16 protein-coding genes, 2 pseudogenes and 1 riboswitch are annotated in these 15,607 nt (G+C 63.0%); of the genes and pseudogenes, 9 read left to right on the top strand and 9 right to left on the bottom strand.

The window, feature by feature from the left end:
* Nucleotides 1-187: 187 nt before the first annotated feature.
* Entirely contained in the window at nucleotides 188-1,081 is an 894-nt protein-coding gene (locus tag E2K76_RS19150; RefSeq protein ID WP_136686043.1) for a LysR substrate-binding domain-containing protein, read from the bottom strand.
* A gap of 94 nt (nucleotides 1,082-1,175) precedes the next feature.
* On the opposite strand from E2K76_RS19150, the gene E2K76_RS19145 reads away from it, so the two are divergent.
* The 9 genes and pseudogenes from E2K76_RS19145 to E2K76_RS19105 all read left to right on the top strand — a co-directional run bounded on the left by E2K76_RS19145 (nucleotide 1,176) and on the right by E2K76_RS19105 (nucleotide 8,900).
* A complete protein-coding gene (locus E2K76_RS19145) occupies nucleotides 1,176-2,336 on the top strand; it encodes a trans-sulfuration enzyme family protein (protein ID WP_136686042.1) in 1,161 nt (386 codons plus the stop codon).
* A gap of 29 nt (nucleotides 2,337-2,365) precedes the next feature.
* Entirely contained in the window at nucleotides 2,366-3,367 is a 1,002-nt protein-coding gene (locus E2K76_RS19140) for an amino acid ABC transporter substrate-binding protein (RefSeq protein ID WP_136686041.1), read from the top strand.
* Nucleotides 3,367-4,446 carry an amino acid ABC transporter permease gene (locus tag E2K76_RS19135; RefSeq protein WP_136686040.1) on the top strand — a complete coding sequence of 360 codons (1,080 nt, stop codon included), beginning with the start codon at nucleotides 3,367-3,369 and terminating at the stop codon, nucleotides 4,444-4,446. Before E2K76_RS19140 ends, E2K76_RS19135 begins: the two co-directional genes overlap by 1 nt.
* Nucleotides 4,446-5,513 carry an amino acid ABC transporter permease gene (locus tag E2K76_RS19130; RefSeq protein ID WP_136686039.1) on the top strand — a complete coding sequence of 356 codons (1,068 nt, stop codon included), beginning with the start codon at nucleotides 4,446-4,448 and terminating at the stop codon, nucleotides 5,511-5,513. The genes E2K76_RS19135 and E2K76_RS19130 overlap by 1 nt, the downstream gene beginning before the upstream one ends.
* Nucleotides 5,510-6,241 (top strand): amino acid ABC transporter ATP-binding protein, encoded by a 732-nt coding sequence (locus E2K76_RS19125; protein ID WP_136686038.1) that lies wholly within the window; start codon nucleotides 5,510-5,512, stop codon nucleotides 6,239-6,241. The genes E2K76_RS19130 and E2K76_RS19125 overlap by 4 nt, the downstream gene beginning before the upstream one ends.
* A 55-nt stretch (nucleotides 6,242-6,296) precedes the next feature.
* Nucleotides 6,297-6,659 carry a hypothetical protein gene (locus E2K76_RS19120; protein ID WP_136686037.1) on the top strand — a complete coding sequence of 121 codons (363 nt, stop codon included), beginning with the start codon at nucleotides 6,297-6,299 and terminating at the stop codon, nucleotides 6,657-6,659.
* Nucleotides 6,660-6,713: 54 nt separating this feature from the next.
* Nucleotides 6,714-7,442, top strand: a pseudogene (locus tag E2K76_RS20915) (PepSY-associated TM helix domain-containing protein); the annotation flags it as partial.
* Between the two features lie 58 nt (nucleotides 7,443-7,500).
* A pseudogene (locus tag E2K76_RS19110) lies at nucleotides 7,501-7,839 on the top strand (integrase core domain-containing protein); the annotation flags it as partial.
* A gap of 309 nt (nucleotides 7,840-8,148) precedes the next feature.
* Nucleotides 8,149-8,294: riboswitch (yybP-ykoY riboswitch) on the top strand.
* A 33-nt stretch (nucleotides 8,295-8,327) separates the two neighbouring features.
* Nucleotides 8,328-8,900: a manganese efflux pump MntP gene (locus E2K76_RS19105; protein WP_136686036.1), complete on the top strand. Its 573-nt coding sequence runs from the start codon at nucleotides 8,328-8,330 to the stop codon at nucleotides 8,898-8,900.
* 311 nt (nucleotides 8,901-9,211) lie between these two features.
* On the opposite strand, the gene E2K76_RS19100 is transcribed toward E2K76_RS19105, so the two are convergent.
* From E2K76_RS19100 to E2K76_RS20675, 8 genes are all read right to left on the bottom strand, one after another.
* Nucleotides 9,212-9,823, bottom strand: a complete 612-nt coding sequence (locus E2K76_RS19100; RefSeq protein WP_281280755.1) for an undecaprenyl-diphosphate phosphatase — start codon at nucleotides 9,821-9,823, stop codon at nucleotides 9,212-9,214.
* Nucleotides 9,824-9,969: 146 nt separating this feature from the next.
* Nucleotides 9,970-11,016, bottom strand: a complete 1,047-nt coding sequence (locus E2K76_RS19095) for a CNNM domain-containing protein (protein WP_220432309.1) — start codon at nucleotides 11,014-11,016, stop codon at nucleotides 9,970-9,972.
* Entirely contained in the window at nucleotides 11,013-12,389 is a 1,377-nt protein-coding gene (locus tag E2K76_RS19090) for a hemolysin family protein (RefSeq protein ID WP_136686035.1), read from the bottom strand. The genes E2K76_RS19095 and E2K76_RS19090 overlap by 4 nt, the downstream gene beginning before the upstream one ends.
* A gap of 241 nt (nucleotides 12,390-12,630) precedes the next feature.
* On the bottom strand, nucleotides 12,631-13,293 hold the full coding sequence (locus E2K76_RS19085; protein ID WP_136686034.1) for an exopolysaccharide biosynthesis protein: 663 nt from the start codon (nucleotides 13,291-13,293) through the stop codon (nucleotides 12,631-12,633).
* Nucleotides 13,290-13,826 (bottom strand): DUF2076 domain-containing protein, encoded by a 537-nt coding sequence (locus tag E2K76_RS19080; RefSeq protein WP_136686033.1) that lies wholly within the window; start codon nucleotides 13,824-13,826, stop codon nucleotides 13,290-13,292. Before E2K76_RS19080 ends, E2K76_RS19085 begins: the two co-directional genes overlap by 4 nt.
* 10 nt (nucleotides 13,827-13,836) lie before the next feature.
* On the bottom strand, nucleotides 13,837-14,583 hold the full coding sequence (locus tag E2K76_RS19075; protein ID WP_136686032.1) for an anti-sigma factor family protein: 747 nt from the start codon (nucleotides 14,581-14,583) through the stop codon (nucleotides 13,837-13,839).
* Nucleotides 14,573-15,094 carry a sigma-70 family RNA polymerase sigma factor gene (locus tag E2K76_RS19070; RefSeq protein WP_136686031.1) on the bottom strand — a complete coding sequence of 174 codons (522 nt, stop codon included), beginning with the start codon at nucleotides 15,092-15,094 and terminating at the stop codon, nucleotides 14,573-14,575. Before E2K76_RS19070 ends, E2K76_RS19075 begins: the two co-directional genes overlap by 11 nt.
* Nucleotides 15,095-15,253: 159 nt before the next feature.
* Nucleotides 15,254-15,607: hypothetical protein (locus tag E2K76_RS20675; RefSeq protein ID WP_220432308.1), on the bottom strand; the 354-nt coding region annotated here is incomplete at its 5' end.

The following is a 15,607-nucleotide window of genomic DNA, read 5'->3' as shown; positions in this document are numbered from 1 at the left end:
CAGAGGCCTGAAATCAATGGGTCTGGAGCCTAGTTGCGACTGGTCGAACGGCCGGTTTGTCCCATGAACCGTCGCACCGGCCGACGCTTGGCGCTCAGAGCCCAAAGGCGACGTTCGCTCACAGCTTGCGCAATGCACTAGCAGCATTCTTACTGTCGGCAAAAAGCAGACATTCTTTGCCGCGTTGTCAGGCGATTGAAACGGAGTTCCGAGCTTGGAACAGCTGCTCGGAGAACTCCCGCACAAGCCTCGCTCTTTGACTATCAGGGCGGAATAGCAAAAACGATCGGAACGCGATCTTGGGCTCGAATGACCGTAAGACAAGGCCTCGCTCGGTGAAGCCTTCGGTTGCGAGCGGGTTGACCAGACCTACGGCATCACCCGCCATCGCTAAGGCGCAAACGGTGGAGGAGTTCGCCGTTTCTACGATATAGCTGGGGGTCACTCCGGCCTCGGCCATCGCATGATCGAAGCGGTGCCGGGCGCGGTCTTCGGGGGTCAGGCCGATTAGCGGGATATTATTAAGGTCCAGCGCCGAAAGGCCGGGTTTTCGTGTCAAGGGATGGTCGGGGGCCATCGCGATAACGCCCGGAAAACTTGCGAACAGCTGCGAGTCGATGCCCGCGCGGTCGATCTCGTCTGCGGCAAGGCCAAGGTCGAGCTGCCCGTCTGCGATCAGGTTCCGGATCGTCGCCGACCCGCTGACCTGCAAGGTGATGCGGATTTTCGGATGAAGGGTCCGGAAGCTCTGCACCGCTCGCGGGACCAGAGTAGTGGCCAAGGCCGACAGCGTGCCGATCCGCACGATACCCGATCCGTATTCGCGGATCGACGCGGCTGCCGACCGCAAGCGGTCAAGGCCCTTGTAGCTTTCATTCACCTCGCGGAAGAACATCTGCCCTTCGGGGGTCGGCACCAGACGTCCCCTGACGCGATCGAACAGCGCAAAGCCCAGACCGGCTTCAAGATCAGCGATGCTGCGGCTGATCGCAGGCTGCGTGACCTGAAGCAGTTCCGCCGCGCGCACGGTGGAGCCGGAAATCATCACGGTGTGAAAAGCTTCAAGCTGGCGAAAGTTCATCCTATTACCATAGCGCATAGAGGTATGCGTCTGCATCAGTTGTTTTGCGGCATCTGATGCAGTCTTCTGATCCCGCACAAGACAGGACGAAACCATGCGCGACGCGACCCTTTGCCCGATCCATCCCACGGTGTCCGAGGAGGGTTATGCCAGCCTGACCGTTCCGACGCATCGCGCGTCGACCATCGTCTTTCCGGATGCAGAGGCCTATGCGGCACGCGGGAAACGGGATCTGGACGGGTTTTCCTATGGCCTGCACGGGACGCCGACGAACCGCGTGCTGGAGGCGCAACTGACGGCACTTGAGGGCGGCAAGCATACCGTGCTGGTCCCCTCGGGGCAGACGGCGATTGCGGTGATCTTGCTTGCGACCCTGAAACCGGGGGATACGGTCCTGATCCCCGACAGTGCCTATCCGCCCGTGACGGGGTTCTGCCGCAACTTCCTTGCACCCTTGGGCATCGGGCACCGTGTCTATCGCCCAGATGCGTCGGATCTGGAGGCGCAGATCGACACCTCGGTCAAGCTGATCTGGATGGAGGCCCCCGGTTCCACCACGATGGAAGTGCAGGACGTGCCGGCCATCGTCGCGCTGGCAAAGCAGCGCGGCATCCTGACCGGCATCGACAACACTTGGGCAACTCCGCTGCTGTTCAAGCCGCTGGCACACGGCGTCGATTTCTCGATGCAGGCGCTGACCAAATACGTCGGCGGACATTCGGACCTGCTGATGGGTTCGGTCAGCGTCATGGACAGCGACCTGCGCCTCCGTCTGCGCGACCAGATGCGGATGCTGGGCCTTGGCGTGCCGCCCGATGCGGTGTCGCTGGCCCTGCGCGGGATTGAGACGATGGCCGTCCGCATGGCCCATCAAGGCCGCGTCGCGCTTGAAATCGCGCGGGAGCTGGCGGAACGCGGCGTGGGCGAGGTGCTGCATCCGGCGCTGCCCTCATGCCCTGGACACGAAATTTTCCAGCGCGACTTCAAGGGTGCAAGCGGTGTGTTCAGCATTGTCCTGCCGGATGACGCCAACCTGAACCCCGCGCTGGACGCTTTGCGCGTCTTTGCCATCGGCGCAAGCTGGGGCGGCACCCGCAGCCTGATGGCCCCCATGACCATCACACGCGAAAACCCCCATCCGCGCAACAACAAGACGATCCTGCGGCTTCAGATTGGGCTGGAAGACCCGGCTGACCTGCGGGCGGATCTGGACGCCTTCTTCGGCATCCTCGGCACCAAAAAAGCGGACGCTTGAACGTCCCGAACCCCAACAGAGAGGTCATCATGAAATACATCGCACTCGCGGCCGTTGCATTCGCCGCCCCCGCCCATGCCGCCACGACGCTGGAGACCGTGACGGATCGCGGTCGGCTGATCTGCGGTGCCAGCCAAGGCACGGTTGGCTTCGGCGCGCCCGACAGCGACGGAACATGGCGCGGGCTGGACATCGACACCTGCCGCGCCGTGGCCGTGGCGGTCTTCGGCGACAAGGACGCCGTGGATTTCGTGCCTCTGACCGGCCATCAGCGCATCCCCGCGCTTCAGACGGGCGAGATCGACATCCTGCCGCGCACCCTGACATGGACGTTGCAGCGGGATGCCAACGGGATCGATTTCACCAGCCCCAACTATTACGAATTCACCGGCTTCATGCTGCCCAAAGAACTGGGCATCACGCGGGTCGAGGATATGGCCGGTGCCGCCGTTTGTGTGCAAACGGGATCGACCACCGAAGTCGTCGTCGCAGACGTATCCGACAAACTGGACCTTGGACTTGAGCCGGTAGTGTTCGACAACACCTCCGCAACGCGGCAGGCGTTCTTCTCGGGTCGGTGCGACGCGCTGATCACCGATGCGGCGGCCTTGGCGTCCGTCCGCGCGACGCAGGCCGAGAACCCCGACGATTACGTCATCTTCCCCGCCACCGATTACATGGACGCGCTGACCCCTGCCGTCCGCCACGGCGACAACCAGTGGAAGGACATCGTCACCTGGTCGATCGAGGCGATGAAGACGGCCGAGCTTCTGGGCATCACCTCGCAGAACTTGGACACGTTTGCAGACAGCACCGATCCGCGCATCCGCCGCTTTCTGGGTATGGATCCGGGCAACGGCACGTCGCTGGGCCTGCAGGACGATTTCGCCGCAAACATCATCCGCGAGGTCGGCAACTATGCCGAGGTGTTCGACCGCAACGTGGGCAAAGACAGCTCGTTGAAGCTGGAGCGGGGCGCGAATGCGCTTTACAAGGATGGCGGGCTGATGTTCCCGCTGACCTTCCAGTAATGCGCTTGCTGCGCGATGCGCGGGTGCGGGGCGGTCTGATCCAGATCGCCTTGCTTGCGGCGGTGGCCTGCGTGATCCTGTGGATCGCCAACAACACGGCGCAGAACCTGTCCGAACGCGGCATCCGCACCGGATGGGATTTTCTGGACCGGCCCGCGCGGTTCCCGATCTCGGAAAGCGTGCTGCCCTATGATCCGCAGGACAGTTTCCTTTGGGCCTATGTCGTGGGGCTGGGCAACACGCTGTGGATTTCGGCGCTGGCGATCTTTGGCGCGACGGTTCTGGGGCTGGGCGTGGGGCTCGCAGGGCGGTCGTCGAACCCGCTGCTGGGGGGCCTTGGGGCCGGATATGTCACGGTGATGCGGAACCTGCCGCTGATCGTGCAACTGCTGTTCTGGTATGCACTGGCAACCGCCGCATTCCCCGCACCCCGCGCGGCGTGGGAACCGATCCCCGGCGTGTTCCTGACCCAGCGGGGCATCTTCCTTCCCGCGTTGCCCGCGGCACAACTGGCGCTGGCGGTGGCGCTCGGGCTGGTCGCCGCGATGCTGCTTCGACGGTGGCGTGCGGTGGGCGGGGTGGCAGTGTTCGCGGCAACCCTGATCCTGACCGGCGCGACGGTAGAGGTGCCGGAACTGCGCGGCTTCACCTTCCGTGGCGGGATCGGCCTGTCGCCCGAGTTTGCGGCGCTGATGCTGGGGATCATCCTTTACACTGCCGCTTTCGTGGGCGAGATCATCCGCGGCGGCATCGATGCCGTCGCCAAGGGGCAATGGGAGGCGGGGCGCGCCCTCGGGTTGACCGATCGCACGACCCTTCGCCGCATCATCCTGCCGCAGGCCTTACGCGTCATCATCCCGCCGATGACGTCGCAATACCTGTCCACCGTAAAGAACACGACGCTGGCGCTGGCCGTCGGCTATCCCGAACTGGGGCTGGTGGTGAACACCGTCATCAACCAGACGGGACAGGCGATCGAGAGCCTGCTGATCCTGCTGGGCGTGTTCCTTACCATCTCGCTTTCGGTGTCGCTTCTGATGAACTGGTATAACGCCCGCATGGCGATCGTGGTGCGCTGATGGAACATATCGCAGCGCGCCCCGCACCCGCCAAACCACCCGCGCCGATCCTGCGCATCCTGTTCGGGGATGCGGTGTCGGCCCTGATCACCGTGGGCGTGATCGGATTGATCGTGATGATGCTGCCCGTCTTGGACTGGGCCGTGTTCGATGCCGTTTGGCAAGGCGATGCCGAGGCCTGCCGCGCGGGCGGGGCCTGCTGGGCCTATATCCACGACAAGGCGCGGCTGATCCTGTTCGGCATTTATCCCCCCGACCAGCAATGGCGACCGGTGGTCGTGATCGTGCTGATCCTTGCTATGGTCGTGGCGTCGCTATCGCCCCGGTTCTGGAACGCGGGGCTTGCGCTTTTGTGGGGCGGTGCGATTGCGGTCATGCTGGTTCTGATGAAGGGCGGCGTCTTCGGCATGGTCGATGTGCCGACCGCCAAATGGGGCGGCCTGCCGGTCACGCTGCTGCTGGCGGTGCTGTCGTTGGGCATGGGGTTTCCGCTGGCGGTGCTGTTGGCGCTTGGGCGGCAATCGAACCTACCGGTGGTCAAGGGCATCTCGGTCTGCGTGATCGAGCTGGTCCGCGGCCTGCCGCTGATCGGGCTGCTGTTCGTGGCCGCGATCCTCCTGCCGCTGCTGCTCCCTTCGGACTGGACGATCGACAAGCTGGGGCGGACCGTGGCCGCGCTGACCATCTTTGCCGCCGCCTATCTGGCCGAAGTGCTGCGCGGCGGGTTGCAGGGGCTGGGCAAAGGTCAGGCCGAGGCCGCGCAGGGGCTCGGCATCTCCTATTGGAAGATGGTCTGGCACATCATTCTGCCGCAAGCGATCCAGAAGGTCATCCCGCCGCTGACCAACACCGCCATCGTCATGGTTAAGAACACCTCGCTCGTGATGATCGTAGGTGTGTTCGACATGCTGGGCGCGGGGCGCGCCGCCGCGGGAGATCCCGCCTGGCCCGCGCCCTTCACCGAAACCTACCTGTTCGTCGCCGCCGTCTACTTCGCGATCTGCTTCGGCATTTCGGTCTATGCGCGCTGGCTGGAACGGGGCGTCAAACGAAAGAGCTACGCATGACCGCCATCGCCGTCACCGATCTGAACAAATGGTATGGCACCTACCATGCTTTGCGCGACGTCAACCTGACTGTAGCCGAGGGAGAGCGGATCGTGATCTGCGGTCCCTCGGGATCGGGGAAGTCCACGCTGATCCGTTGCCTGAACCGGCTGGAGGAGCATCAGTCAGGCACGATTAGCGTCAGCGGTGTCGAGTTGAACGACGACGTAAAGAACCTTGACGCCGTGCGGCGTGAGGTCGGGATGGTGTTCCAGCACTTCAACCTGTTCCCGCATCTGACCGTGCTGGAAAACTGCGCTTTGCCGCAGATCCTTGCCCGCAAGACCTCGCGCGCCGAGGCCGAGGAACGCGCCCGCCATTTCCTGCAACGCGTCCGCATCCCCGAGCAGGCGGCGAAGTTCCCCGGCCAACTGTCTGGCGGCCAGCAGCAGCGCGTTGCCATCGCACGCGCCCTGTGCATGAAGCCGAAGATCATGCTGTTCGACGAACCGACCAGCGCCCTCGACCCCGAGATGATCGGCGAGGTGCTGGACACGATGATCCATCTGGCCGAGGAAGGCATGACCATGATCGTCGTCACGCACGAGATGGGATTTGCCCGCCGCGTCGCCGACCGCGTGATCTTCATGGCCGAGGGGCAAGTGATCGAAGAGGCGCCGCCCGAGCAGTTCTTCACCGCCCCCGCCAATCCCCGCACGCAAGAGTTCCTGCGCCAGATCGTGCATTGAGGGGTGGGGCAAAATGCCCCTTGCCCGAAAGGCACGCAGGGCGCATGGATGACGGATGCGTGATCTTGCGCCCCTTCGCCTTCTGGGTCTGGTCTTCGTGACCCTGCTGGCCGTCGCCTTTGCGACGGGCACGGCGGTGCGTGCTGCGCCCAGCGTGTCCGAAGTGCAGCTGGAGGCTTACCAGCTTCAGGGCGGCCTTCTGGCAGACCTCTGCAACGAGAAGTCACCGGATCACGCGCATATGGCGGGCTGTTCGCTTTGCCATCTTGTGGCGGGTTGTGATCTGCCGGATGCGACCCTGTCGCTGGTCGAGATCGACCGCAAGCTGATCGCCGCCGTCATCCTGCCGCAGATCGAGCGTGCCGCGGCCCATCCGCGCGATCCGGCCACCCCCACACGCGGCCCGCCGGAAGCCTGAGACGACCTTCGCACCCTCGGTCCACGCGCATCCTGCGCTTTCTCAGGCACATCCATGTCCCATACGTCCGACCTGCCGCGCAGCGCTGCTGCGACCGGCGGCGCGCTTCGCGCCTTCATCCTGCGTCTGCACTTCTACATCGGGCTGTTCATAGGCCCCTTCATCTTCGTCGCGGCCCTGACGGGGCTTCTTTACGTCGTCACCCCGCAGATCGAGGACCGGCTTTACGCCGACGCGCTCTATACCGACACCACCGGCTCGGCGCGCAGCCTGACCGATCAGGCGTTGGCAGCGTGTGCCTATCTGGAGACGGATCTGGACGTGTCCGCCGTGCGTCCGGCAACCGGCGAAGGCCGGACGACGCGGATCATGTTCTCGGACGGCGCGCTTGGCCCGTCGGAAAACCGCACCGTCTTCGTCGATCCCGTCACGCTGGAGATCCGCGGCGATATGACCACCTATGGCACCAGTGGCATCCTGCCGTTCCGCATCACGCTGGATTACCTGCACCGCAACATGCTGATGGGCGATTGGGGCCGATATTACAGCGAGCTTGCAGCCTCTTGGCTTTGGGTGGTCGTGCTGGGCGGGGTGGTGCTGTGGGCGACGGGGCCGAAGCGCCGCCGTGCAGTCCGCGACATGCCGCCGCCGCAGCGCCGCCGCTGGATCCACGCGACGCTGGGCATGGGGCTTTCGGTGGTGCTGGTGTTCATCTCGATCACCGGCCTCACATGGTCGCAAGCGGGCGGGCAGCGCATCACTGACCTGCGGAACGCCATCGGCTGGGTCACGCCTTCGGCCAGCACGGCGCTGGACGGTGCAGTGGTTCCAATGGACGCCCATGGTCCGAGCGCTGAACCAAATCATCGAATGGCGTGGCAAGCCCATGGCCATCAGGGTCGACAACGGTCCGGAATACATCAGCGCAACTCTTGCGATCTGGGCTGCGAAGCAGGGCATTGCACTGACCCACATCCAGCCCGGCAAGCCGCAGCAAAACGCCTATGTCGAGCGATACAACCGCACCGTCCGCCATGAATGGCTCGACATCTACATCTTTGACACCATCGCGGAGGCACAGAGCGTCGCCACAGACTGGCTATGGACTTACAACAATGAGAGACCCAACATGGGCATCGGCGGCATCACACCCGCACAGAAACTGAAAATGGCTGCCTGAAGTCTACGGCCAAACCCCGTTAAAACGGGGAGGATTACCCTGAGATTGTAACTGATTGGGACACTCATTTTTGAAAGCAGACATTTACGTCTAATTCGCCTAATCGTCCCTCGTTCGTTGGATGCCCGAAACATTCGCGCGTCACGTTATAAAATCTGTGCCGATAGCGACTGCGGCTCAGCCACGACGCTAGGCACGCAGCGTTCTGGCAGCCGTGAACGAGGTGGTTGGGCTCCACCCAACCGCGAATGCTTGTCATTATTATTTGCAAACATAATCATTGACTTAGCGTTTCGGCAGCCGTAATTCCCACCGGATCGGGGAGTAGCAACCACAACCGATTGTGGGAGCGCGTCAACATAATCGCAAGGCACTGCGTGGCGCGTTCGGCCAGAGATGGTTCTGCGAGACCGTGACGGTGCGAGGTGCCTTTTGGGCGGGGGTCTTGCAGGATCGTCCGGTTTCTTCGGCCCGCAAGGATTACGGCAATGTCTCCGATTTCCATCGGCGTTCTGGCCATCGGCATGTCCGTGGACGCGATGATCGCATCGCTCGGTCGCCGGGCGGCGCAGACCCGCCCGACCTTTCGCAGAGCCATCGGCACCGGCATGGTGTTCGGCATCGTCGAGATGATCACGCCGCTGATCGGCTGGTTCTTGGGCGTGGTTGCAAGCCAGTATATCCAGGCGTTCGACCACTGGATCGCCTTCGGGCTTCTCGGGGCGGTGGGCACGCATATGGCGTGGAACTCGCTTGGTCGTCATCCCGAGACCCCGGTGGATGGCGGTTCCGCGACGATGCTGGCCCTGATCGTGACGGCCATCGGCACCTCGCTGGACGCGATGGCGGTGGGTGTGTCGCTGGCATTTCTGGATGTCAACATTCTGCTCATTGCGGCGGCAATCGGGGCGGCGACCATGGTCATGTCCACGACGGGAATGATGATCGGGCGCTATCTCGGGGCGCAGTTTGGACGCTATGCCGAGGTTTTGGGAGGGCTGGCGCTGATCTCTCTCGGAGCGCTGATCCTGCACGAGCACCTTACAGCGGCAACGACTTGAGTGACTTCGCGACAGGTTCGCTAACCGCATTTGGAGGAGGGCATCCTGTCCTATTGCGCCTGAGTATCGACTTATTCAGGCTTGCGATCGCAACACATGAGGCTTCTATGACCGCTCCGATACAAGACGATCGTCATGTCACACCGAAGCCGCCGGCGCACCGCGTTGTGTGTGCATTGATCTTCGCGTTCGTATGGGTGTCCATCATCGCGTCGATCATGATGGGATTTAGTATAGCGTTTCTCTGATGTAGGAACGTCATCTGAACGCAAAAGCGCAAATCATCGCGTATCGGCTCGCCTTGGCGATAGTCACCAGAAGCAAGCAGGCACCGCCAGCAGGAAGGAATAGCGCGCTGCGGCCTCGCGCGTGTATCCCATTGCCAGCCCCGCGCTGATCGTCCCGCCCGAACGCGAGACACCGGGGATCAGCGCCATCGCCTGCGCAAGGCTGAACAGCATCCCGTCGCGCCAAGTCAGATCGCGTTCCGTTTTCGTCTTGCGACCCAGCCGGTCGCATAGACCCAGCACCAGTCCGAAACCGATCAGCATGGGGGCGGTGATGTAGAGGTTGCGCAGCCCCGTCTCGATCATGTCCTGCGCCAGCAGTCCCAGACAGACGTTGGGGACGGACCCGAAGATCACCAGCCATGCCATGCGGGCGGCCTGCCGGTCATGCGGGCGGCGGGCAATATGGCGGGCCCACGCCACCGCGATGCTGCGGATGTCCGACCAGAAATAGATCAGCACCGCCAGCTCGGTGCCGATCTGCACGATGGCGGTGAAGCCGCGCCGGGGTCGGTCGCACCGGGCATCAGATGGCCCGCGATGCGCAGATGTGCGCTGGAGGAGACGGGCAGGAACTCGGTCAGGCCCTAAGCCAAGCCAAGGAAGGCGGCTTCCAAATGTGTCATACTCAATCACTCGCTATGGAAAGGCGGAATAGGTGTGATGCGTGCGTGCCCCTAGGGTGCTCACAGTCCGGCAAATCGAAAGCCCCCGCCGCGACCGGCGAGCGCCTTTTGCTCGTTATGCCGCGTTCGGCCCCGCTATGTCGGGCCGAACACGCCTTAGGCCGCGCCGGGGGCCATTTCTTTGGTGACAGCAATGCCCGCAGGCAGCACCAGTTTCAGGATATCCGCCAGGGTAATGATGCCGCAAAGCTCGGTCCCCCGCTTCACGATTGCGATTTGCACGCCGGCACCGCGAAGACGCGCCAAGGCCTCATAAACCGGCATCTGCGCGTCAAGTCTAAGCGCGGGGCGGGCAACCGTTGCGGCTTGCGTATCATCGGCCATCACCAGCGTGTCACGCACGTGGATGAATGACATAGGCTTGCCATGGCCGGCCTCCATCAAAATGCGCATATGCCCCGATTGGCGCGCTGCGGCGCGGACTTCGGCCCCCGTCGCCTGGGCAGGAACCGCGGCTAGTCGCTGATCTGCGGCGACGAGGTCACTGACCGGCATGCTGCTCAAGCCGATAAAACCCGAGAGCTGACGCTGCATCTCTGGCTCCAAAGCGCCGACCTGCGCCGAATGCTCGACCAGCTGGCGGATGGTCGCAATGTCGCGCCCCCCCACGGCGGCACTTTCGACCGGCTCCACACCAGAGGCTCGCACAAGACTGTTGGCTATCCCGTTCATCCAGCGGAGCAGCGGGCGCAGGGGCCAAGCCAAACCTTGGGCGATCACACTGATCGATCGCGCTGACCGCTCAGGATGGGCGATGGCCCATGATTTCGGCGCCATCTCTCCCACCACGAGGTGTAGGAAGGTCACGACGAAAAGCGCCAAGGCAAAAGAAGTGCCACCTGCGAGCCAGGCGGGCAGCCCCGCCGAAAGCAGGACCGGGCCAAGCCAGGCATCAAGTGCAGGTTTGGTGATCGCACCCAGGGCAAAGGTGCAGGCGGTGATCCCCAACTGCGCGAGCGCCAGCATCATCGTCAGATCGTTCATGCCCCGCAGAGCGGCACGCGCCGATCTGCTTTCTGGTGCAAGCTCCTCCAGTCGGTGGCGGCGCGCGCCCAAAAGCGAGAATTCAATGATCACGAACAGCGCACTGAGGGCAATCAATGCAAGGGTGACGATGGTTACGATGAGCGGATCGTTCATCATTGCGCGTCCTCCGTCATTGCGGCTTCCATCAGGGTCAGGCGAATGCGGGTCGGCACATGGCGCTCGACCTCAAGCACTTCCGCCTCAAGCCAGCGGCGCATCGGGGTGTCCGAGACAAATTCAGCGGGGTCCACCGGCAGCTCGATCACCACCCGTGCGCCGATTGCGGGCAAAGCGCCCAGCTCATCGATCAGCAGGCCGGCGATGGTCTCGGCGTCGGTCTCGGGCAAATCGTATTCGATGGCCCGATGCACCTCGTCCAGATGAACGTCGCCATCCATGATCCAGATGTTATCCCCGTCAGCGGCAAGCGCATCGGGCGATTTAACGTCATGCTCGTCGGTGATCTCGCCCACGATCTCCATAGCCAGATCTTCGATGGTCAAGACCCCCGCGAATCCGCCGTATTCATCGATCACACAAGCCAGTTGATTGTCCGAGCCGATCAGATGCTCCAGCGCGTCTGGCAAAGGCATCATCGTCGGGATCACCATCGCCGGACGCATGATAGTTTGTAGGGAGGCATTCGGTTCGGCCGTTTCCAAACCTGCCAAAACATCGGCCAGATGAACCACGCCAATAGGCGCGTCAGAAGCGTCAAGCACCGGATAGCGGCTGTGCGCCCGCGACATCAGCATCCGAAGTTCGCCCCAGGTCGTGCTGGCGCTGACCCAGTCCACTTGCGAGCGCGGCACCATCGCGTGTTCCACGTTCTGGTTTGGAAAATCAAGAATGCGGTCCATCATCAGCGATTGCTCCACTGGGAGATCACCGCTTTCGCGCGAGTCTGCGATGATACGGGGCAGATCCTTGGCCGTGGCGCTGACGTCGAGGTCGTGCACCGGCTCGATGCGCAGTAGGCGCAGGAAGACATTGGCCGAAAAATCGAAGAAGGCGATCAGGGGGCCCAAGACCTTGAGGTAGATCAGCGTCGAGCGCGACAGGCTTTTGGCCAGCGGCTCAGGCTTCGCGATCGAGAGGTTCTTGGGATAAAGCTCACCGAAGATCATCATCGCCACAGTGGCAACCATCAGAGAGAACAGCGTGCCGATGGTCACGCCAACAGCAGTGGAAATGCCCAGTCCGCCCAGAAGAACCCCAAGCGGCTCACCGATCATGGGCTCGGACAGGAAACCTACGAGCAGGCCGGTGATGGTGATGCCGAGCTGAGCACCGGATAGCATGAAGCTGGTGCGATGTGTCACATCCAGTGCGCGTTTGGCGGCGGCATCGCCTTCAGCGGCGCTCACGGCGAGTCGCGTCCTGTCGACGGACATATAGGCGAACTCTTGCGCCACAAAGTAGCCTGTTGCGGCGATATTCACCATGATGACGGCAAGGCCAAGAACCAGAAGAAGAAGAGCTTCAATCACAGCAACATCCCTCGCTGCAATTGAAGCGGTCTAAAGTAGGGTTGAATACTTCGCTTCACCGGAGGAACACCTTTTCTAATTGTGTTATAGTTTTGTAATGAGATCCACGTCACGGAACTGCAGAAGTTGCACGTCTTGCAGTGCTGCGAATGTCGATGAGGCGTTAGATGAGCCTCGGCAGTTGGCGACAGGCGCTTAAGCAATACTCGCTTCCTTCGGGCGCCTGATTCAAGGTGGTCTCCTAAGCGGACAGGCGCAGGACGAACTGCGCGATGAAGTGAATCGTTGCGATCGTCGCGCCGGACAGCAGGGCGATGCAAAGGAGGGAGGCCGCCCATCCGATCAGCACCCACACACCGTCGCGGGCGATAGCAGCCAGCGCGAGGAGGCACATACACGCGGCGGGCGGGATGTTCCCCAGCGGGATTGGCAGGACGAGAATGAAGGCAAGCACGAGGCAGAGCGCGCCAGTCACGCGCGACGCGAACCCTTCGATTAGGGGCTCAAAGCGCGGATGCATGATCCGCTCGAACCGGCGCAGGATCGGGGTGGCGCGGGTGGCTATGGCCGAGAAAACGCTGCCGGACAGGCTACGCCGCAGGATCGCCCGCGGAAAGACCGGCGCACGATCGCGGATCAGCGCGACGGACAGATAGAGCATCGGCAGGCCCAATACCGCCGACGATCCCGGCGGGTTCGGCAGGATGTTCAGGATGCCGAAGATCAGCAGCAGCGCCAGCGTGGCGCGGCTGCCGAACGAAAGCATAAGATCCGACAGGCTGACCCGCTCGCCAACCTCGGCGGCGAACTGGTCAAGAAGATCGGAAAGCGGAAGGTGACTTCGGTCTTCCTCCGACGTTTCGGCGTCGGGGGAGGATTGCTCGGGGGTGATGGTGTCCTTCATTCGCCTTCGTCGAACCCGCCATCGTCGAAGGCCTCGGGTTCGTCATAGCCCTCCTCGGGGGGCAGTTCCTCTGCCATGGCTTCCCCGCCTAACATGCCAGCAATCGCGTTGCCCAAGAGCACGCCGCCCGCGACGCCCATGGCCGTCTGCGCCGCACCGGCAAGGAACCCTCCGCCATGCGGCCGCTGGAACGGCGACTGCGGCGTCTCTTGGCCCCGCCCGACGCGCGGGATGGACGAGCCGCCGGTCGGCGTCGTTCCACCACCGAACACGCGGGACATGAACCCGCCCTGTTCCGGCTGATCTTTGCGAGCAACTTCGGCCTCTAGCGCCTCGATCCGGGCTTGCGCCGCGTTCAATGCATGTTCCTGCACGATGACGGTTTGGGCCATGTAATAGGGCGCGGCAGGTTGGCGTGCCACGGTATTGCGAATGAAAGCCTCTGCCTCCGCGTCGCGGTTCGGCACCTGCTGTTCCACGGATGCGAGTTTGCCGAACAGCGCTTGGATGGCCTGACGGTCATTCTGGTCCATGATCTTTCCTTCAGTTGGTCAGGGAGGCGCGCAACAGATCGACGGCGTCGATGAGCTGCGCAGGTTCGGTGGTCGCACCAAGGATGTGGGCAACGTCATCCTCGATGAACCAGGCAAGGTTCACGTCGGATAGACTGATCGAGCCGAAGCTGTCGCCTGATGGGGCACGCACGATAAACAGCGACAGACGGCCATGGTCGGGCGTGTCGAAGATCATCTCCAGCCCCGGACCCTGCGGCGAAGGGAAGACCTGCGCATCTTGGGGCAGCCATTCGGCGGGGAAATGCGGCGTGACAAGGCCCGTCAAAGCGCGGATTTCCACCGGGTCGAAGTGCGGCGCTTCGGGCTGCGAAAGCATGGCGAGCCGCAGCGTGCTCGCCTCACGCGCAGCAAGCGCACTTTCTACGAAGGGTGGTGGCGGCGGCGCGGCAAAGCCCTGCCGAACGCTGAGCGGACTGACCCCGATCCACAGCGCAAGGGCTGCAACGATCACTGCCGCAGAGGGCAGCCCGATCCCCAGCCAGGCCGGTCGGTCCAGCGCCTTGCCGAGCCGCTTGGCAGCGCGCAGATCTGTGCGGCTTTCCTCGGGCATGGCCAAGGCCAGTTTCAGTTCTGTCTTCTGTCGCAGCGATGCCATGACCGCAGCGGCGTTTGTCGGATGTCTGGCAAGCCAGTCCTCCACGGCCATGCGTTGCCACGGGTCAAGCTGATTGTCGATATAGGCTTCAAGATCGTCCCTGTTCACTTCAGTCGGCATCCTTGCCTCCTACGATGCGAAGCCGCAACGGCTCGTCATTCTCGAATGCCCGCAAGGCCGCACGGGCGCGGCTGACGCGGGCCATCAACGTGCCTTGCGGAATATGCAAAAGCGCGGCTGCTTCGGCATAGCTCATCTCCTCCACCGCGATCAGATGCAGCGCCTCTCGCTGGTCTTCGGGCATGCGGAAGAAGGCGGCACGCACCTGCGCCAGATGAACCGACATCTCCTGCGGGGCGGGCATGCTGGTGTCGAGCAAGGACGCATAGGCGGCCTCGCGCCCTTCTCGCGCGCGCGCGGCCCGACCGGTATCGACAAAGATATTGTGCAGGATCGACATCAACCAGCCGCGCAAAGGCCGCTTTGCGTCAAAGCTCGAACGGCGCTCCTCGGCGCGCAGAAAGGTCTCCTGCACGAGGTCCTCCGCCGCCGACTCATCACGGGCCAGCACGATGGCGTAGCGCCGAAGGCGTGGTAGGAGGTCCAGGATTTCGCGGGTTCGTTTGGGCATGTCAGATAGTATACGGAGCCGCAGCCCGGTTCCTTGCATGCTGGGAGGATTTATTTTCTTCCCGTCGCACCAATCAGTTTCAGCTGGCCAGAGAACAGAAAGAGGTAGGCGGCAAGTTCCACCGTTTCCTTGAGCACCTGATGATCGCCAGCCCAGCCGCTAAGGCTCATCCTCGACGAGCCGACGTCCAGCCTCGACTTCGGCCACCGCGCGCGGGAGCTGGCGCAGGTGCGGCGGCTGGCAGATCGCGGCCTCGGGGTGATCCTGTCGAAGCACGAGTCGGACCACGCCATGCAGGTCGGCGACACCGCGCTGCTGGTCGCGGATGGCCGCGTTCTGGCCAGCGGGCCCCTCGGCGATGTCGTCACCGGACGGAACCTGACCATGCTCTACGGCATATCCGTCTCGCGACGGACAGGTGTGGCCTGGTCCGCGGCAGCCCATGAATAGGTTTATAAGAGAGAAAGTCCCTTGTGCTTCTGCGGCGCAGCGAATGGCGGCTAATGGGATGTG

Source organism: Falsirhodobacter xinxiangensis, from assembly GCF_004959935.1.
Classification (GTDB): Bacteria; Pseudomonadota; Alphaproteobacteria; order Rhodobacterales; family Rhodobacteraceae; genus Falsirhodobacter; species Falsirhodobacter xinxiangensis.
The sequence above is the reverse complement of the archived record's forward strand: the minus strand, read 5'-3'. Positions and strand labels throughout refer to the sequence as shown.